Source organism: Kitasatospora sp. NPDC001225 (assembly GCF_053597855.1).
Genome location: NZ_JBSFJC010000067.1, coordinates 21527 through 39456 on the forward strand (window position 1 = coordinate 21527; position 17930 = coordinate 39456).

Genomic DNA, 17930 nt, shown 5'->3' on the forward strand with positions numbered 1-17930 from the left:
CAAGTAGCCCCTCCCCCAAGGTGGTTCCCGTGACAGGCGCACCCGTCCTGCAGCTGCGCTCGGTCTCCAAGCGCTTCGGTGCCGTCCAGGCCCTCACCGACGTCGACCTCGACGTCCACGCCGGCGAGGTGCTCGCCCTCGTCGGCGACAACGGCGCCGGCAAGTCCACCCTCGTCAAGACCATCGCCGGCGTCCACCCCGTGGACGAGGGCACCCTCACCTGGCAGGGCGAGCCGGTCCGCCTGGCCCGCCCCCAGGACGCCGCCGCCCTCGGCATCGCGACCGTCTACCAGGACCTCGCGCTCTGCGACAACCTCGACGTCATCGCCAACCTCTTCCTCGGCCGCGAGAAGCGCCGCCGCGCCCTGCTCGGCCCCGCCCTGCTCGACGAGGTCGCCATGGAGCAGCACGCCCGCCGCCTCCTGGACACCCTCGCCATCCGCATCCCCGACGTGCGCGCCCCGGTGGCCGCGCTGTCCGGCGGGCAGCGCCAGGTGGTGGCCATCGCCCGCGCCCTGGTCGGCGAGCCGGCCCTGGTGGTGCTGGACGAGCCCACCGCGGCCCTCGGCGTCGAGCAGACCGCCCAGGTCCTGGACCTGGTGGAGCGGCTGCGCGAGCGCGGCCTGGCGGTCGTGCTGGTCAGCCACAACATGGCCGACGTACGGGCGGTGGCCGACACCGTCGCCGTGCTGCGCCTGGGCCGCAACAACGGGGTCTTCCCGGTGGCCGGCACCACCCAGGAGCAGATCGTCGCCGCGATCACCGGCGCCACCGACAACGCCCACGCCCGCCGCCGGGCCCGCCGCACCGAGCAGGCCGAGGAGGCCGAGGCCGTATGAGCACCCCCGACGCACCCGCCACCCCCTCGCCCGCCGATCCGCGGCTGCACCCGCCCGCGCAGGGCTGGGCGGGACTCGCGCAGGCCGCCCGGCGCCGTCTGGGCTCCGGCGAGCTCGGCTCGCTGCCGGTCGTCGTCGGCCTGGTCGTCATCGCGATCGTCTTCCAGTCCGTCACCCACCACTTCCTGCAGGCCGACAACCTCACCAACATCACCCGCTTCATCGCCGGGCCCGGCCTGATCGCGGTCGGCGTCGTGTTCGTGCTGATCCTCGGCGAGATCGACCTCTCCCTCGGCTCGGTGGCCGGCGCGAGCGCCGCGATCGCGGCGGTGCTCGCCGTGCGCCAGGGCTGGAACGAGTGGCTCGCCATCGCCGCCGCCCTCGGCGCGGCCTGCGTCATGGGACTGCTGCACGGCCTGTTCTTCGCCCGCGTCGGGGTGCCCGCCTTCGTGGTCACCCTCGCCGGGATGCTGGCCTGGAGCGGCCTGCAGGAGTACGTGCTCGGCGACGCCGGCACCGTCAACAACCGCCACGACGGCGTCGTCGCGAGCCTGGACACCACCTTCCTCGGCGACGGCGACATCGCCTACGCCTGGGGCCTGGCACTCCTCGCCCCCGTCCTCTACCTGGCCGCCCGCCTGCACACCGCCCGCCGCCGCCGCGTCGCCGGCCTCACCGCCCCGCCGGCCTCCGACAGCGCGATCCGGGCCGGCGCCCTGGCCGTCCTCACCCTGGCCACCGCCTACGCCCTCAACCAGGACCGCGGCCTGCCGCTGTCCCTGGTCGTGCTGCTCGGCGCCGTCCTCGCCACCGACTTCGTGCTGCGCCGCACCCGCTACGGGCGGCAGGTCTTCGCGGTCGGCGGCGGCGTCGAGGCGGCCCGGCGCGCGGGCGTCAACGTCGCCCGGGTCCGGATCTCCGTGTTCGTCCTCTCCGCGTTCCTGGCCGGCCTCGGCGGCCTCTTCTACGCCTCCCAGCAGGGCTCCGCCGACAAGCAACTCGGCGGCGGCAACGTCCTGATGAGCGCGATCGCGGCGGCCGTCATCGGCGGCACCAGCTTGTTCGGCGGCCGCGGCAAGACCTGGTCGGCGCTACTGGGCATCCTGGTCATCCAGTCCATCACCACCGGGCTGGACATGGTCCACGCCGCCCAGGCCATCCAGTACATGATCACCGGCGCCGTGCTGCTGGCCGCCGTCGTCCTCGACTCCCTCACCCGCCGCACCCGCAGCAGCGGCCGGGGGTAGCGCCGGGCGTCCGGCGTCCCCTCGGCCCGGCACCCCGCCGCAGCGCGGGGTGCCGGGCCGTCGTGGTGCGCGGAGGGGAGGACATCGGCCAGGCCGGGGTGACCGGATATCCCTCCGGCCCGGTGCGCCGGCGCGCAGGCGGGGACGGCCCGACCCCGGATCGGAGGCAAGTGCACCTTCGGCGGGCGAATGTGCCACTGCGTCGGATCAGGGCTGGCCGCACAACCCCCCGGGCCGCCCCGGCGCCCGGCCGCCGCGTCCGTCCCGTGCTCCCGCGTCCCGCGCCGCACGACCGCGGTGGTGGCGGTCGGGCGCCGCCCGCGCGATCGGGGAACCGGCCATTCCGACCCGTCCCGGATCGGCGGCCCGTTGACCTGTTCTGGCATGGTCCCGTCAATAATCCCGCAGCTATGTTCGTTTGCGACCGGCACCACCACACCGACCACACCACCACCCGGGCTCCCGCCTGTCCTGACGCGGAGTCCGGACGCCAGGGGGGAACAACGATGCGTCACTCACGCTCATCCGGACGCCGGCGCGCGGGGCTGGTCGCCCTCGCCGCGGCCTCCGCGCTCGGCACCATGGCCGCCATGGCCCCGGCCGCGGCCGCCACCCCGGCACGGACGGCCGCCGCCGTGGCCGGGGACCCCGCGCTCGGCGACACCTGTACGGCCGCGGACCTCGGCAAGCGCTACCCGTTCATCAAGTCCCTCCAGGTCGTCCCGACGATCACCCACTTCAAGGGCTGGTACGTCACCGACGGCGCGACGGGCTCCCAGACGGTGACGGCCACCACCCAGTCGGTGGTGACGGTCTCGGTCGGCCTCGACGCCTCCATCACGGGCAACTTCGAGATCGCGACCCTCGCCAAGGTCGAGGCGAGCGCGAAGCTGAGCGTCAAACTGGAGTCCTCCACGACCAGCACCGAGTCGAAGTCGATCACCTGGAACTTCCAGAAGCCCGGCTACTACGCCCTGTACGAGGGAACGCGGAAGGTCACCGGCCAGTACGGCAGCCTGAACTGCAACCGCGTCGACACGGGCAACGGCACGTACGCCACCAAGTGGGTCGAGGGCCCCGGCGGGGGCAGCTACACCACCTTCACCACCCTGGAAGAGGGCGCGGTGCGCTGCGAGGACGCCGTACCGGCGAACAGCATCATGCGCCGGGCGCAGGACATCCTGGGCTGCACCGCCGCGCTCCGCACCGATGCGGCCACTTCGGCTGCTCCGGCCGCTCCGGCCAAGGCTTCGGGAGTCAAGCAGGACTGGCCCGGATTCCCCGGCACCACCGCGCCGCCCGGCTTCACCTGCGACACGGCCAACTACAAGATCGCCACACCCGACCGCGCGCTGTTCTGGTCCGCACCCGGCTTCCTGGACTGGGGCAGCAACAACATCCAGCTGCGGCCCGCCGCCCAGGGCTGGCCGCAGGGCCAAGACCAGTGGCAGCTGTGCAGCGGCCCGACGGCGAACGGCATCGCGGAGCAGATCCTGATCAACCGCTCGACCAACAAGTGCCTGGCCGTCCCGGAGGCGACCGCCGCCACCGAGGGCACCATCCTGCAGCAGGCCGACTGCAAGGTCGACGACCTGCAGCGGTTCTACTTCTACCGCGACGTCCCCGGCAGCGACAAGATCGGCGTCCAGAACAAGTACACCGGCCACATGGTCGGCCACGACCGCAACGCCGACGGCCAGCCCCTGCGCCAGTACAGCATGGGCAAGGCCGACGGCACCGGCACCTACGCCCTCGTCAAGGCCTGACCAGGGCCCGCACCACCATCCCCGCGGGTGCCGCCGACCACGGCGGCACCCGCCTTCAGCCTGCCCTCGCGCATTCCCTCTGCCGACTCCGCCCGGAGCTGCCCTTCGCGCGCTGCCCCCAGGCCTGCGGCAGCGGACGCGCTCGGCCGATCCGGCCGCCCTGCGCGGGAGTCAGGCGCGGGTGGCTTGGGTGCGGCAGTGCGCGAGGGCGTACTTGACACGGATCTCGGAGTGGGCGGTGGTGGTGAGGAGTTCGCCGGCGGCGACAAGGGTGGACCAGTAACGGACGGGATCGCCGGTACGGGGCATGGGCCGGGCGGCGGCGAGCGAGAGGTACGCGGTGGTCAGGTTGCCGGTGGTGAACCAGCGCGTCAGGCCGTGCTGGTGGCCGGCGCGGATGCCGCCCATGGCGTCGACGGCGGCCAGGAACAGGTCGACGACGGCGAGTTCGGTGTCGGTGAGCGACTTGGGGACGTCGAAGACCCCGAGGGCTTCGAGGAGTTCGCCGGTGTCCGTCTCGGAGTCCGGCCAGGGGTCGGCAAGGAGAGCGTCGTAGCACTCGTCCAGGCGGCGGCCGGTCTCCGCGAGCGGGATGTCGAGGGCGAGGCACACCGCGCGGGCGGAGGAGAGCGGCTTGCCGGTACGGCGGGCGAGGAGCGCATACGTCTCGGCGGGGGTCCGGCCACGGGAGAGGGCGTGCCGCGCCAGGGTCGTGAGGTTCATCAGTAGTCGGACTCTCAGGCGTTGACGAGGACGGGCGCGGGGATCGGGGCGACGAGCACCCACACGAACTTGCCGATCCCACCCGGCCGGGAGGAGCAACCCCAGCGCTCCGCGAGCTCGTTGACGAGGAACATCCCACGCCCGCGCTCGTCCGAGGGCGCGGCAACGCGGACGGACGGACGGCCGCTACCGGCATCGTGCACCTCCAGCCGCAGCCGGGAGTTGACGAGGGCGAAGCGAACCTCGATGTGGCAGTCGTCCGGCCCGTCGGAGTGCTGGACGGCATTGGCGAACAGCTCCCCGAGGAGCAGCTCGGCCGTGTCGGCGTAGCGGTCGCCGGACGGCAGCCCGGAGAGGTAGGCCCGGAGCAAGTACCGCGCCAGAGGCGTGGATTCGATGCGGGAGTCGAGGCACGCGACGAACGCGCGGGGCCGGCGGGCTTTGAGCATGGTGGACCTCGAAGGGAGCAGGGAGGGGACATGCGAGAAGGAGCGCGACATCACGCTGTGTACACCTAATGCAGCGCCACCCAGTAGCCTGGCGTTACAGCTTGATCGCAGGTAGTGAGAGATCGCCGCCCCGATCGGGCGAGGCCATCGCCCGGTTCCGGCAGGAAGAGACCCATCGCACGAGGTCATGGTTCGACCAACCAGCAGCAATGAGTCCGGACATGCATGACGCCGCACCGACGCACAGGAATCACCACGCAAGGAAATGTCTCCCATGACTGTCGCCGCAGCATCACAAGGTGGCCCGCACGCAGCCGTGTGCGGGCGCCGGATGAGAGAACGGATGATCGGTCAGGCCGGGAACCCCGAACAGGTGCCGTACGACTTGGTCGAGCTGATCGTCAAGGAGATCGAGGCGCACTGTGGGCACCGTCGCCTCAAGGCCTTCCGACTGGCAGTGGGCTGGACTGTCACCGAGGCGGTCCAGGAAGCTCACGACCTGGTCGACCGGGAACGCCTACGCAAGATCGGACTCACCGAACGGTCCTGGAAGGACTGGGAGGCCGGCAAGGCGCCGAGTCCTGAGTACCAGGACCTGCTCTGCCGCCTCTTCCAGACCAGTCCCGTCCAGCTGGGCTTGGCCGCCGACTACACACCCGTGGCATTCCGAGCCGACGGCCCGGAAGGTGCGACACTCCCAGAAGGAACCACCTCCACGCATGCGGGGGCGGAACTGGAGGAGGTGGCGGCCACGAAGCGTCGAACCGCGCTCATGCTGACGGGTCTTACGATCGCGGCCCCGACCTCAGCCGCCCAGGTTCTCGACCAGGCTGCTGCCGAAGCCATGGAGTTCACGCGTCAGGCTGAGGCCAGCTCACTGGGCGTCGGGTCACTCGACCACCTGGAGCTAGCGGTCACCGACTTCAACGACGCCTACTCCGTGATGCCGCCGCAACAGGTGTTCGCTGAAACGCTCGACTACCGCCGCAAGGTGGACGCCCTGTTGAAGGCGAAGCACACCCACGAGCAGGGCCGCGAACTCCTCGCCTACGCAGGATGGCTCTCCGAACTCCTTGCCTGGCTGGCCCATGACCTCGGTAGCCCTCGAGCAGGCCTCGCCTTCGCCAACGACGCCTTCGTACACGGCAGGCAGGCCGGCCACGGTGAGCTGTGCGGATGGGCCATGGACGCCGCCGCCTCCATCAACCTCTACGAGCACCGCCCTGATCGGGCACTGGCTGCCGCTCGTCAGGGCCTGACCCAGGCACCCGCCACGCACCCCCTCGCCGTCCGTCTCCACGCCCAGGCCGCCCGCGCCTCGGCCGCAGACGGCGATCCCGAGGGCTTCGTGTCCTCCCTGCGCGCCGCCCAAGACGCCCACCAGTTCCTGCCCGCCCGAATCCCCCGCCGTTTCGGCCTCGACCCACTGCCACTCGCCGACTATGCCCTCACGTCCTACCCGGCCACCGCCTGCATCCTGCTCGGCAAGGCCGAGGATGCCCGTCGCCATGCAGAACACGCGCTCTCCGTGTACGAGTCCGCCCCGGCGGCTTCCCGTTCGCCCAGCCGCGAGGCCATCGCCCGCATTGATCTGGCCCTCGCCCACGCCCAGCTCGGCGACCCCGACAACGCTGTAGCCCTCGGCAACCAGGCGCTGGATTCCGAGCGCGTCGTCGACTCCGTACGCGCCCGCGCCACCGACCTCACCGGCTACCTCGCCCGCCGATACCCCCGCCATGGTGCCGTCGGCGAACTGCATGAGCGCCTCGCCGTCTTTCCCCTCCCTTCCACGGCATAGAAGAGGAACACCATCCCGTGCCCGACCAGGAACGCGTCATCCGGATCCGCCGCCCCTACCTCGACCTGATCGCCGCCGGCACCAAGACCATCGAGGTACGCGTCGGCTACCCCAGCATGCGCAGGATCCGTCCGGGACAGACCCTCGTCTTCGAATCCGGCGACACCCACTGCCGCACCCACGTCACCGGCGTCACGGAGTACCCGAGCTTCGACGCCATGCTCGACACCGAGGACCCGGAGGCGATCGGCTCCGAGGGGATGAGCCGGGCCGAACTCCTCGCCGCCTGCCGCGAGATCTACCCACCCGAGAAGGAGCAGCTCGGCGTCCTCGCGATCCACCTCCGACTCACCCCGTAACCAGGAGCCAGCCTCACCCGCGCAGGAAGTCGACCCCGCCGACTTCCTGCGCGGGAGCCAGGAGCGAATTCGGCGACGTCTGAACTGAGGGCTTCCCCGGACAGCAGTACTTCCGGAGCATGCCGTAGCACCTGGTCGGCCGGCCAGATGCTCGACTGGGTCCTCCCAGCCGAGCATCCGACGTGACGGCGGATCGGCGGATCGGCAGACTGCCCGGCGCTCGGGAGTGCGGCCGTGGGTTTGGTACCGCCCGGCCGCCCTATCCGTCCAGGTGGAAGCGGTCGGACATGTGGCGCAGCTTCTCGCGGGTGGCCGAGCGCTCGGCGTAGACGATCCTGCGCAGGGTGGCACGGGCGATCGGGTGGTTGCGCACGAGCTGCGGGGCGGTCTTCTCCGCCGCCTCCAGGGCCTGGAGCGCCTTGTCGCGGTTGCCGTCCCACAGCCAGGCGCGGGCCAGGTCCATGTGGTGGTGGCCCCGCCGGGAGGCCGGGAGGGCGGCGACCTTCGCCGGGTCGGCACGCTCGTTGAGGATCAGGGCCCTGGCGTGGTCGCCCATCTCCAACTGGACCGACACCGCGTGGACTTGGACGTTGCCACTGGAGAAGGTCAGCGAGTGCCGGTCGAAGGGGGGCTCGGCCCGGCTTCCGTCCATCAACTCGGCTGCCGCGTACGCGTGCCGGATGCGGTCCTCCGCCTCCGTCCGCCGGCCGGCGCGGGCGGCGGACACGGCGGCGCGCAGGTGCATGGCGCCCCAAGCCCGTACGGCCAGGGGGTCGTTGGCGCGGTAGCGGTCCTCGACGAGGCGAAGCGCCTTGTCGGACAGTGCCAGGGCGTCGTCCCAGTCCGCCGTGGCCCACATGTCCCACACGCGCATCCAGTCCGCGACCGCCTCCATCACCGGGTCGCCGGACAGCCGGGCCGACCAGGCGGCCCGCTCGCAGGCCATGGCGATCAGCTCGGGGTGGCCGAGCGTGTGCGCGGCGGTGTGCGCGAACTTGCACTCGATCGCGTAGACCGCGAACGCCTCCTCGCGTTCGCGGCCGGTGGACACCTCGGCCAGCGCACGCGCTTCGCGCAGCATGTCCGGGAGCACCTTCAGGATGGCCACGTTGGCGGCCGCGTCCCGGAGCCGGTGCAGGCGCTCCGTCTCGCGCCAGAGTTCCGCCGACGGTCGGGGCGCGCCGTCGAAGACCGGCGTGAGGTCGTAGCGGCGAAGCTCCCGCAGGATGGCGGCGGCCGACACCTGCCACTGGTTCTCCGACGGCTTGCCCGCGACGAAGGGCCTCTCGATGAGGTCGTTGGGGTGGCAGTGCAGCGCCGCCGCGATCTGGTTGATGGTGCCGGCTCGGTCGAGCTCGATCGTGCCCTTCTCGACCTTCGACACCCAGCCCTGGGTCCTTCCGGTAGCGGCGGCCAGGTCGGCTTGGGTCATGCCCAACCTCAGCCGCGCCCGCCGCACCCGCTTGCCGATCGACTCCCGTTCCTCCAGCACAGCAGCCCTCCCGCGCTCGCGCCCGCCTGCCCGGTCCGTGAGGCCGCGGTACCACCGGGAAGCTACCTCGTTCCGACGGGCCGCGGGCCCCGAAGCCCGGCGGGATCCGCTGGACGGCTACGCCGACGTGCGCGGCCCGCCGCCATCTGGCTGTTGCTCTTCGCGAGATGCTGGCCCTGCCCTCCTAGGGACGCCGGGCGAGCACCTGGAGCAGGCCGGTGACCGCGACGCCTGCGACGATCTCCCGCCGGTCGATCATGCCCTGGATCCGGGAGATCGGGATCCACTCGATCCGGTCGGCCTCGTGGGTGTCCACCGGCGGTGCGACGTAGGTGGCACCGTGGGCGAGGAACACGTGGTGCTCGGCGTTGCTCATGCCGCCGATGGGCTGGACATAGGCGAGGGCCTCGACCTCGTCCACCTGCCAGCCGGTCTCCTCGAACACCTCGCGGACCGCTGCGGCCTCGAGGGATTCCCCGTCCTCGACGATGCCGCTGGGAATCTCCCAGCTCCAGGTGCCCGTCGCGAAGCGGTGCCGCCACATCATCAGCACCTCGTCCCGGTCGTTGACCACGACGACGGCCGCGACCGGCGCGAATCGCACCAGGTGGTGCTCGTACCGGGCCCTTCCGCGCGGCTCGACGTCGACCAGGTCGAGCCGCACCCACGCGCTGGTGTAGACGGGACGGCTGCCGTGGACGGTCCACTCACTGCTCACTCGCACCTCATGGTCTCGGTGGGGCGGCTCAGCTCGCCGCGGCGTTGAACTTGGCGATCAGGTCCGGGAGTTCCGCCAGCGAGTCGATCCGGAACGTCGACTGCCCGGCGGCCGGGTCGTGCTGCTGGATCCAGCCCCACGGGCCGCGCCGGATCAACGCCGTCCGCATCCCGGCCGCCCGGGCGGGGAGCACGTCGTTGTCGAGCCGGTCACCGACGTACAGGATCTCGTGCGGCTCGGCGGGTACCGCCTCGGCGACGCGGTCGAAGAAGGCGGGGTCCGGCTTGCTCGCGCCCCAGTCGTCGGAGGTGCCGATCAGGTCGACATCGTCCGTGAACAGCCGGCGGAGGATCGCCCCGGCCCGCACGGTCTGGTTTCCGGCGATCGCCAACCACAGGCCGTCCGAGCGCAGTTGAGCGAAGGCGCCCCGGACGTCCGGGTAGAGGTCCTCCTCACCGAAGGTCTCCGCCCGGCCGACGGCCACCCGCTTCTCGCGCTCCTCGGAGAGGTCGAAGCCGGGGGCGAAGACCTGGAACGTCTCCCGGTAGTCCCGGCCCTGCGCGATCACCGCGCCGAGCTGGGCCACGAACGTGTGCCTCGACACACCCAACCAGTCGGCCCAGGTACCGTACTCCCGGGTCTCGTCGACCAGGCACTCCCCAACGTCGAACACCACAGCCTTGATCATCACAACCGCAGCCTAATGCGACCAGAACACCCCCCGGGCATCCTCTCCCCCGATGACCTGCCACCCCTGCACACCACCGCACTCCCCGCGGGCCGGGCGCACCTGGAGGACCACCGCGTGACCGTCGAACTCCGCCACCACACAACCCTGGCCCCCGACGCCCGGCAGGATCTGCTGGACGTCTACGCCGACGTGCGCGCCCCGCTGCTGCACCTGCCGAACTACCGCGTCGACGTGTTCGCCGAACGCCTCGACCGGCACGCCACCGAACGGGGCTTCGTCCTCGCCCTCGGCTACGACGGCGAACTGCCGGTCGGCTACGCCTACGGCAACACCATCGCGTCCGGCGACCGGTACTGGAAGCGCATGACCGAGCCCCTCCCCCACGGATACACCGACACCCCGGCCCTGGCCATCAAGGAGATCGGCGTCCGCACCCCCTGGCGCGGCAGCGGAACCGCCCGCCGCATCCACGACGCACTGCTGGCCGGCCGCCCCGAAAGCCGTGTCACGCTGCTGGTGAACCCGCTCGCCGGAGACGGGAAAGTCCAACGTCTCTACGAGGCCTGGGGCTACCAGGCGTTCAACGCCCAACAGCCCTCGCCGGACTCGCCCCGGCTGACCGCGATGATCCGTCCGACCCACTGACCCTGCCAGGGGAACCGTCATCGGGGTCCCTGCCAGGGCCACCACGCAACTGCACACACGCCGCATCGCGCCGGACCATCGACCTATTGTCTCGGCCCCGCCTGCGCGAGGCGGCGGGGCCGGGGAGAGCATGGCGCAGCTACAACACCCCTGTTGCCGTACGAGGTTGGCCGAATCTGAAGGAGGAAACGGCATGGTGATCGAGGCGGAGCTCAAGGCGGTCGTACGCGACCCCGAGCGTGTCCTCGCACGGCTGGAGGAGCAGTACGGTGCCGGCCGGGCCGAGGTCTACCGCGACACCTACTACGACGCGCCGGACGGCAGTCTGACGGGCGCCGACCGTGAGCTCCGGGTCCGCACCGTGCACGGGCCCGACGACACCGTCACCCTGCTCACGTACAAGGGCGCCCGGGTGGACGAGGCGTCCGGGTCGAAGTGGGAGGCCGAGACGCGGGTGGAGGACGCCGAGGCGGTGCACGAGATCATCCGCGGCCTCGGCTTCACCCCGCGCATCCGGTTCGAGAAGCGGTGCCGCAACCACGCCTTCGAGCGCGACGGCCGACGGTGCCTCGCCACCCTCGTCCACGTCCCAGAACTCGACGCGACGTTCATCGAGGTCGAGACCGCTGCCGCAGCCGAGGACGGCCTCGCAGCGGCGCTCGACACCGTGCGGGCCGTGCTGGCCGATCTCGGGGTCGGTGACGACGACCTGACGACGGAGCTGTACACGGACGCGGTGGCCGTGGCTCGCACCTGACGGGTCGAGGACTGTGGGAGAAAGGGCATGACATGCGGACGGCCCCGACTGCGGAGGTGGCAGGCCATGCCCAGGCGTGACTACGAGGACGACCCGAACGCCCCCGAGGCGAACTCGCTGGTCCCGGCCGCGTCCGTGGTCGTGGTCGACGACGCGGGCCGCGTCCTGCTCCAGCGCCGCACCGACAACGGGATGTGGGCGCTGCCCGGCGGCCGGATGGACATCGGCGAGTCGATCGCCGGGTGCGGCATCCGCGAGACGCGCGAGGAGACCGGCATCGACGTCGAGATCACCGGGATCGTCGGCACCTACACCGACCCGGGCCACGTCCTCGCCTACGACGACGGCGAAGTCCGCCAGGAGTTCTCCGTCTGCCTCCTCGGACGCCCGGTCGGCGGGGAGCTGCGGGTGTCCGACGAGTCCCACGAGGTCGCGTGGTTCACCCCGGCCGAGACGGACAGGCTGGCGATGGTGCCGAGCATCCGCAAGCGGCTGACGGACTGGCGCTCCGGGGCGATCCCCGTGGTGCGCTGACCGCCCGCCCCCTCCTCACCCGGCATAGAAGCGGAGTACCTGCCCCCATGTCAGACCAGGAACGCGTGATCCGGATCCGCCGCCCCTACCTCGACCTGATCGCCGCCGGCACCAAGACCATCGAGGTACGCGTCGGCTACCCCAGCATGCGCAGGATCCATCCGGGGCAGATCCTCCTCTTCGAATCCGGCGACGCCCACTGCCGCACCCTCGTCACCGGCGTCGCGGAGTACCCGAGCTTCGACGCCATGCTCGACACCGAGGACCCGGAGGCGATCGGCTCCGAGGGAATGAGCCGGACCGAACTCCTCACCGCCTGCCGCGAGATCTACCCACCCGAGAAGGAGCAGCTCGGCGTCCTCGCGATCCATCTGCGACTCACCCCGTAACCAGGGGACGGCCAGCCTCGCCGCGCAGGAAGTCGACCCCGCCGACTTCCTGCGCGGGAGCCAGGAGCGAGCGGTGTGGGGCGGCCCGATCCGACAGCACGACGATCAGCTCCGGACGGAGTCTCTGTCCAAGGTGGCTTCGCTCGATGTGATCCGCGCTGCACCGACGCCAGCTGGCACAAGTCCGGGTACGGCAACAACGGGGCACCTGCGTCGAGGTGGCACCCGGATTCCCCGACGTGAGGCCCGTTCGCGATTCCAAGGACCCGAACGGACCGGCCCTGATCTTTGCCGCCAAGGCCTGGGAACCGTTCGTCACCACTCTCCCCAGTGACGAGTTCGGCGAGGCCTGAACCAAGGATCTCCCCGGTCGGCCGGATGCTCGGCTGGGTCCTCCCCGCCGAGCATCTGACGTGGTGGAGAGCACCTACTTCCCGATCAAGGCGACCATGCTCGGCGGCCGGGTCCGGCCACGGAGCGGATCAGCTGCACCGTTCTGCTGCACGCCGCCGCCGGTGGACGCTACGGCGTTGAAGTCCTAGTTGTATTCGAACCAGGTCAGGATGGCCTTCACCCGGCGGTTGTCCTCGCCGGAGGGCATGCCGAGTTTCAGGAAGACGTTCCCCACGTGTTTGGCCACGGCGGCGCCCGAGAGGAACAGTTCTGCCTCGATCTCCGCGTTGGAGCGGCCTTCGGCCATGAGGGCGAGCACCTCCTGTTCGCGGGCCGTGAGCCGGGCAAGCGGGCCCCGCGGCGGGTCGGCGCGGGTGACGTGGCGGACCACCTCGGGGTCGATCACCACTCCGCCGCCGGCGACCGTCTCGACGGCCCGCAGGAAGTCCGCCACTCTGCCCACCTTCTCCTTGAGCAGGTAGCCGACCGCCCCGTCGGCGCCCGGGCCGTTCAGGAGTTCGCGCACGTACGGGCCCGTGACGTAGGCGGAGAGGACCAGGACCGGCAGGTCCTTGTGCCGCGATCGAATGTCGATCGCGGCCCGGAGTCCGTCGTCGGTGTTCCCGGGCGGCATGCGGACATCCGTGATCACCAGGTCGGGGGCGGCTCCGGCGGCGGCGAGGCCGTCGACAGCGGCGACCAGTTCGTCGGCGTCCTCGCATTCGCGGATCACGTCGTGGGAACTGGAAACCAGGATCTCCCGGATTCCGGCGCGTATCAGCAGACTGTCGTCCGCCAGGATGATTCTCACAATCGATTTCCCATCGCTTTCCCTGTTGAATTCCGTCACCACGGGGGTTGGGCCGGGGCGGATGCCACGACCTCCGTTCCGCCGCCCGGCGGGCTGGTGATCTCGAGGTTCCCACCGACGCTCCGCATCCGCTCACGCAGCCCGGAGAGCCCGGATCCGGTGCTGATCCGCGCGCCGCCGGCGCCGTCGTCGCCCACCCGGACGCGGACGCCGCCCTTGGTGCACCGCATGTCGATCCGGGCGCTCCCGACGCCCGCGTGCTTGGCGATGTTCGTCAGGGCCTCGGAGACCGTGAAGTACACGGCCGCGGCGATCGGCGAGGAGAGCCAGGCGTCCGTACCGGTGCTGGTCAGTTCGACCCGCAACGGTGATCTGGCCACCAGTTCCCGGACGGCGGCGACGAGGCCGAGATCGCTCAGTTCGCTGGGGTGGATGTCGCGCACCGTCTCCCTCAGCCGTTCGAGCGCGCGCTCCGCCTGGGCCTGGGCCTGGCGGGCCAGTTGGACGATCCGTTCCTGCTCGGTGGCCGTCGCCGCGGCTTCCAGGATTCCCAGGCGCATGACGAGGGCGACGAGTTCCTGCTGGGCGCCGTCGTGCAGGTCGCGCTCGATGCGCCGGCGCTCGTTCTCGAAGGCCGCCGTCAGCGAGGCCCGGCTGGTGCGGAGTTCCTCCAGTTTCGCGAGCAGGTCGGGGTTCCGGCTCCCCGAGAAGGCCCGCAGGAGCAGGTCGCGGAGCAGGGAGACGCCGGTCAGCGCGCCCACGGTGACCGCACCGAGGGCGATTCCCGCGGGCACCGCCACGAGGGTTTCCCACAGGGCGGCCGGGGTGAACGGGCCGACTTCCGCGGCGATGCCGAAACCCCAGAGGACGGGGGAGAACACCAGCGCCAGGGCGCCGAGGAATCCGAAGAAGCCCACCGGCAGCGAGAGCGCGGACAGGAGCGCGGCGGTGACGAACACGGGCAGGTCGGTCCTCCACACCGACCGTGTCCGCAGCCGGCCGGCCACCCACCGCGGCCAGCTGCGGTCGGCGGGCCGCAGCGGCATCGTCCGGACTCCGCACCACTGCGCCCTGGAGCGGTCCAGTTCGGCCACCACCGGAACCGAGACCGGTGCGGCGAGAACGGAAATCAGGAGAATCGGAAAGGCGGCCGCTGCGACGAATTCGGTCAGCAGCCTCCGGGCAACACGGATCTGCGCCATGATCGACATTTTCGCACGGTTCGGGCCGGTCGGGCGGTAGATCCAAGTCTACCTCCGATAGCAGTGCAGGCTCCCGTGCACTCCACTGCCCGGCCCTGTTTTCCTTGATTCATGCCATTTCCCACTGCCGCTCCCGTGCCGTGCATTCGTTTGCGCGGCCTTCGGACGGAATTCCCCATTCCCGGCCGCCGGGGCGAGACGACGCGCGTCCTGCACGACATCGACCTGGAGATTCCCGAAGGCCGGCTGACCGCCGTCGTCGGCCCCTCCGGTTCGGGCAAGTCGACGCTCCTGCTCTGCACGGCCGGGCTGGAGCGGGCGACCGCGGGGTCCGTCGAGATCCTCGGGACGGACGTCCGCTCGCTCAGCCCCCGCAAGCAGGCCGCGTTCCGCAGCGAGAACATCGGCTTCGTCTTCCAGGAGTACAACCTCGTCAGCTCGCTGACGGTCGAGGACAACATCGCCCTGCCGGCGCGGCTCGCCGGCCGCCGGGTGCCCCGGGCGCGGGTCGAGGACGCCATGGCGCGGCTCGGCATCGCCAAGCACGCGCGGCGACGCCCCGACCGCCTCTCCGGTGGCGAGCGCCAGCGCGTCGCGGTGGCCCGGGTGGTGGCGAACCAGCCGCGGATCGTCTTCGCCGACGAGCCGACGGGTGCGCTCGACCTCAAGTCGGGTCATGTGGTGCTCGACTGGCTGCAGGCGCTTCCCGCGCAGGGGAGCACGGTGCTCATGGTCACCCACGACCCCCACGCGGCCGCGCGGGCCGATCAGGTCGTGGTGATGGGGTCCGGGCGGGTACACGCCGTCATCCCCGGTGGCGACTCCCGCGCGGTGGGCGACGCCGTCCTCTCGGCGCAGTCGGCGGACGAGGCGGGCGGGGAGGAGTCGTGATCCGGCTCGTGCTGTCGGACATCCGCCTGCAGGCGTCGATGTGGTGGTGGACGCTCCTGTGCGCCACGGTCGGCGCGGCGTGCTCGGCGGGCTCGGCCATCGCGATGTTCACCGCCGTCTCGGCGGCGCGGGCGGCGGGTGACGCACGGATGGTCTCCGCGTCGATCGCCCTCGGCGGCAACATCGTCTTCTTCACCGTGCTCGCCGCCGTGGGCGTCGTCGCCTCCGCGGTCGGCCTGACGCTGACGACACAGCGGCGCGAGCACGCCCTGTGGGTGATCCTCGGGATTCCGCGCCACCGGGTCAGGTTCGTCCTGCGGACGCAGACGGTGGTGCTGGGCGCGGTGGCCGGCGCGCTGGCCGCACCGCTCGCCCTGCTGGTCGCTGGTGTCGCCCTCGCGCAGTGGAAGGGGACGGGTCTCGAACTGCACGGGGCCTCGGCCGGGTTCCGGTTCTGGTACGTCGGCGTGAGCGTGCTGTTCGGACTGGTTCCGTGCCTGCTCGGCGGCTGGGGCGTCACCCGGCGGGCCGCCAGGACGCCGGAGATGCGCGCCTTCCGGGACTTCTCCGACCCCCCGGCGCGGCCGGGCGTCGCCCGCGCTGCCCTCGCCCTGTGCCTGCTCGCCGGCGTGGTCGGGATGTGGATCCCCGGCCTGGGCCTCGAACTCGAGGGCGGGCTCGCCCAGCGGACGGCCTTCGCGTTCGCCGGGAACCTCTTCCTCCTCTGCCTGCTGCTGCTCATGGGGCCGTGGGTGCTCACCCCGCTGATGAGGCTCTGGACGGCGCTGGTGCCCTCGCGCGGCGTCGCCTGGCACCTGGCCGTGCAGTCGTGCCGGGCCCGCGCGACGAGGAGCGTCACCACGGTGCTGCCCTTCGCGCTCTCCCTGTCGTTCGTCGGCCTCTTCCTGGTGATGGGGAAGGTCATGCCCGGAGGCAACGCCGGGCTGGACAACATCCTGGTCGTGCTGGGCTGGGTCTTCGTCGTGTCCTGGGTCGGGGGCCTCGCCGTGATCGCCCTCGTCGGGCGGGAGCGCGCCCGCGACTGCGCCGTCGTGACGGTGGCCGGTGCGCGGCCGGGCGTGGTCACCCGGTCGATGGTCTACGAGGGGGCGATCTACGCGGGGACGGCGATCGTCTTCGGCGCGCTGTTCGTCGCCGTGTCGAGCCTCACCACCGCCCTCGGAGCCCGGACCGACGCCGTCCGGGTCCTGGCGGGCCTCCCCTGGGCCACGCTCGGGGCGCTCGCCGCCGCGACGCTGGTCACCACCTGCCTCGCGCTGGTCCTGCAGGCGGCCCGGGTGTCGCGCACGGTCGCGGTCCGGGCGCTGCGCTCGTGAACCGGGGCGCGGCGTTCGCGAACCGGGCACTGCGCTCGTGAACCGGGGCGCGGGAACCCGCACCACCTTGCCCGTTCATGCTCGTTGACGAAGGAAGAACCCGATGGAACCGACCACCCGCACGCTTCTCGCCCTCGGCGGAGCCGCCCTCCTCGGCCTCGCCGCCACGGCCTGCACCACGGACGGCGCCTCGGCCGACGCGACCGTGGAATCGAAGTCCTTCGACTTCGCCGGCGGCAGCCTGACCGTCGACTCCGGTTCCGCCGACCTCGCGCTGGTGGCCGCCGACATCGAGGACGTTCAGGTGGAACGACGGGTCAGCGGCACGAAGGTCGGCGGGAAGGTGGGGTCCGGCTGGCAGCTCGAAGGGGGCACGCTCACACTCTCGCTGGACTGCACGGGGATCTCGGTGGGCTGCGGCGCGAAGTACACCGTGAAGGTGCCGCGCGCCGTCGCCGTCACCGCCGAGAGCGGCAAGGGGCGCATCGAGGCCACCGGCTTCACCGCGGACTTCTCGGCCCGGACCGCCGGCGGCGACGTCCGGCTGTCGGACCTCCACGGAGCCAAGCTGGCCCTGCAAGGCGGCGACGGAAGCATCAAGGGCGACGGGATCTCCGCCCGGTCCGTCAGCGTCACCTCGCGCAACGGCACCGTCGACCTGCGCCTGGCCGCCGTGCCCGACCTGGTCGACGTGCAGAGCAGGGACGGCGACGTCGAGCTGGGCCTGCCGGACTCGACGTACGCGGTCCGCACGGCCGCGAAGAAGGGCGACGTCACCGTGAACGTCGCGCGGGACGACGCGAGCGGCCGTTCCGTGGCCGTCCGGACCCGCAACGGCAGCATCGCCATCGGCAAGGGCGGGAAGCCCTGACCGCCGCGCGGCAACCGG

The 17930-nt window shown here is 71.6% G+C and carries 20 protein-coding genes; 13 read left to right on the forward strand and 7 right to left on the reverse strand.

Annotation, left to right across the window (positions count from 1 at the left end; translation table 11 throughout):
• Positions 1 to 29: 29 nt before the first annotated feature.
• From ACWDCZ_RS22920 to ACWDCZ_RS22930, 3 genes are all read left to right on the forward strand, one after another.
• Positions 30 to 839 carry an ATP-binding cassette domain-containing protein gene (locus ACWDCZ_RS22920; protein WP_049653670.1) on the forward strand — a complete coding sequence of 270 codons (810 nt, stop codon included), beginning with the start codon at positions 30 to 32 and terminating at the stop codon, positions 837 to 839.
• Entirely contained in the window at positions 836 to 2086 is a 1251-nt protein-coding gene (locus ACWDCZ_RS22925; protein WP_449816838.1) for a sugar ABC transporter permease, read from the forward strand. The genes ACWDCZ_RS22920 and ACWDCZ_RS22925 overlap by 4 nt, the downstream gene beginning before the upstream one ends.
• A 506-nt stretch (positions 2087 to 2592) precedes the next feature.
• Positions 2593 to 3852 carry an RICIN domain-containing protein gene (locus ACWDCZ_RS22930; RefSeq protein WP_449816839.1) on the forward strand — a complete coding sequence of 420 codons (1260 nt, stop codon included), beginning with the start codon at positions 2593 to 2595 and terminating at the stop codon, positions 3850 to 3852.
• A 171-nt stretch (positions 3853 to 4023) separates the two neighbouring features.
• Here ACWDCZ_RS22930 and ACWDCZ_RS22935 read toward each other — a convergent pair whose 3' ends face one another.
• Complete coding sequence (locus tag ACWDCZ_RS22935) at positions 4024 to 4575, reverse strand: hypothetical protein (protein WP_449816840.1); 552 nt, start codon at positions 4573 to 4575, stop codon at positions 4024 to 4026.
• A 14-nt stretch (positions 4576 to 4589) separates the two neighbouring features.
• The gene (locus ACWDCZ_RS22940) at positions 4590 to 5024 is read right to left on the reverse strand and encodes an ATP-binding protein (protein ID WP_079271803.1); all 435 of its coding nucleotides are present in this window, start codon (positions 5022 to 5024) and stop codon (positions 4590 to 4592) included.
• A 343-nt stretch (positions 5025 to 5367) separates the two neighbouring features.
• Between ACWDCZ_RS22940 and ACWDCZ_RS22945 the strand changes: the two genes are divergently transcribed.
• Complete coding sequence (locus ACWDCZ_RS22945; RefSeq protein ID WP_234348460.1) at positions 5368 to 6822, forward strand: helix-turn-helix transcriptional regulator; 1455 nt, start codon at positions 5368 to 5370, stop codon at positions 6820 to 6822.
• 17 nt (positions 6823 to 6839) lie between these two features.
• Entirely contained in the window at positions 6840 to 7181 is a 342-nt protein-coding gene (locus ACWDCZ_RS22950; protein ID WP_449816841.1) for an ASCH domain-containing protein, read from the forward strand.
• A 259-nt stretch (positions 7182 to 7440) separates the two neighbouring features.
• On the opposite strand, the gene ACWDCZ_RS22955 is transcribed toward ACWDCZ_RS22950, so the two are convergent.
• From ACWDCZ_RS22955 to ACWDCZ_RS22965, 3 genes are all read right to left on the reverse strand, one after another.
• Positions 7441 to 8673 (reverse strand): helix-turn-helix domain-containing protein, encoded by a 1233-nt coding sequence (locus ACWDCZ_RS22955; RefSeq protein ID WP_449816842.1) that lies wholly within the window; start codon positions 8671 to 8673, stop codon positions 7441 to 7443.
• A 184-nt stretch (positions 8674 to 8857) separates the two neighbouring features.
• The gene (locus ACWDCZ_RS22960) at positions 8858 to 9391 is read right to left on the reverse strand and encodes an NUDIX hydrolase (RefSeq protein ID WP_074001131.1); all 534 of its coding nucleotides are present in this window, start codon (positions 9389 to 9391) and stop codon (positions 8858 to 8860) included.
• A 28-nt stretch (positions 9392 to 9419) separates the two neighbouring features.
• The gene (locus ACWDCZ_RS22965) at positions 9420 to 10079 is read right to left on the reverse strand and encodes an HAD family hydrolase (RefSeq protein ID WP_449816856.1); all 660 of its coding nucleotides are present in this window, start codon (positions 10077 to 10079) and stop codon (positions 9420 to 9422) included.
• Between the two features lie 117 nt (positions 10080 to 10196).
• Here ACWDCZ_RS22965 and ACWDCZ_RS22970 point away from each other — a divergent pair, with 117 nt between their 5' ends.
• The 5 genes from ACWDCZ_RS22970 to ACWDCZ_RS22990 all read left to right on the forward strand — a co-directional run bounded on the left by ACWDCZ_RS22970 (position 10197) and on the right by ACWDCZ_RS22990 (position 12760).
• Complete coding sequence (locus ACWDCZ_RS22970; RefSeq protein ID WP_449816843.1) at positions 10197 to 10727, forward strand: GNAT family N-acetyltransferase; 531 nt, start codon at positions 10197 to 10199, stop codon at positions 10725 to 10727.
• 193 nt (positions 10728 to 10920) lie between these two features.
• Entirely contained in the window at positions 10921 to 11484 is a 564-nt protein-coding gene (cyaB, locus tag ACWDCZ_RS22975) for a class IV adenylate cyclase (RefSeq protein ID WP_449816844.1), read from the forward strand.
• 66 nt (positions 11485 to 11550) lie between these two features.
• Positions 11551 to 12018, forward strand: a complete 468-nt coding sequence (locus tag ACWDCZ_RS22980) for an NUDIX hydrolase (RefSeq protein WP_049653651.1) — start codon at positions 11551 to 11553, stop codon at positions 12016 to 12018.
• Positions 12019 to 12065: 47 nt separating this feature from the next.
• Positions 12066 to 12407, forward strand: coding sequence for an ASCH domain-containing protein (locus ACWDCZ_RS22985; protein ID WP_449816845.1), 342 nt, complete (start codon positions 12066 to 12068; stop codon positions 12405 to 12407).
• Positions 12408 to 12646: 239 nt separating this feature from the next.
• Positions 12647 to 12760, forward strand: coding sequence for a DUF397 domain-containing protein (locus ACWDCZ_RS22990; RefSeq protein ID WP_449816846.1), 114 nt, complete (start codon positions 12647 to 12649; stop codon positions 12758 to 12760).
• Between the two features lie 185 nt (positions 12761 to 12945).
• Here the strand turns inward: ACWDCZ_RS22990 and ACWDCZ_RS22995 are convergent, their stop codons facing one another.
• Positions 12946 to 13650, reverse strand: a complete 705-nt coding sequence (locus tag ACWDCZ_RS22995) for a response regulator transcription factor (RefSeq protein WP_449816847.1) — start codon at positions 13648 to 13650, stop codon at positions 12946 to 12948.
• On the reverse strand, positions 13647 to 14813 hold the full coding sequence (locus tag ACWDCZ_RS23000) for a histidine kinase (RefSeq protein ID WP_449816848.1): 1167 nt from the start codon (positions 14811 to 14813) through the stop codon (positions 13647 to 13649). The genes ACWDCZ_RS22995 and ACWDCZ_RS23000 overlap by 4 nt, the downstream gene beginning before the upstream one ends.
• A 150-nt stretch (positions 14814 to 14963) precedes the next feature.
• On the opposite strand from ACWDCZ_RS23000, the gene ACWDCZ_RS23005 reads away from it, so the two are divergent.
• From ACWDCZ_RS23005 to ACWDCZ_RS23015, 3 genes are all read left to right on the forward strand, one after another.
• Positions 14964 to 15704, forward strand: a complete 741-nt coding sequence (locus ACWDCZ_RS23005) for an ABC transporter ATP-binding protein (protein ID WP_181970363.1) — start codon at positions 14964 to 14966, stop codon at positions 15702 to 15704.
• Positions 15701 to 17041 (forward strand): FtsX-like permease family protein, encoded by a 1341-nt coding sequence (locus tag ACWDCZ_RS23010; protein WP_375874271.1) that lies wholly within the window; start codon positions 15701 to 15703, stop codon positions 17039 to 17041. Before ACWDCZ_RS23005 ends, ACWDCZ_RS23010 begins: the two co-directional genes overlap by 4 nt.
• Positions 17042 to 17144: 103 nt before the next feature.
• On the forward strand, positions 17145 to 17912 hold the full coding sequence (locus ACWDCZ_RS23015; protein ID WP_449816849.1) for a DUF4097 family beta strand repeat-containing protein: 768 nt from the start codon (positions 17145 to 17147) through the stop codon (positions 17910 to 17912).
• Positions 17913 to 17930: the final 18 nt, after the last annotated feature.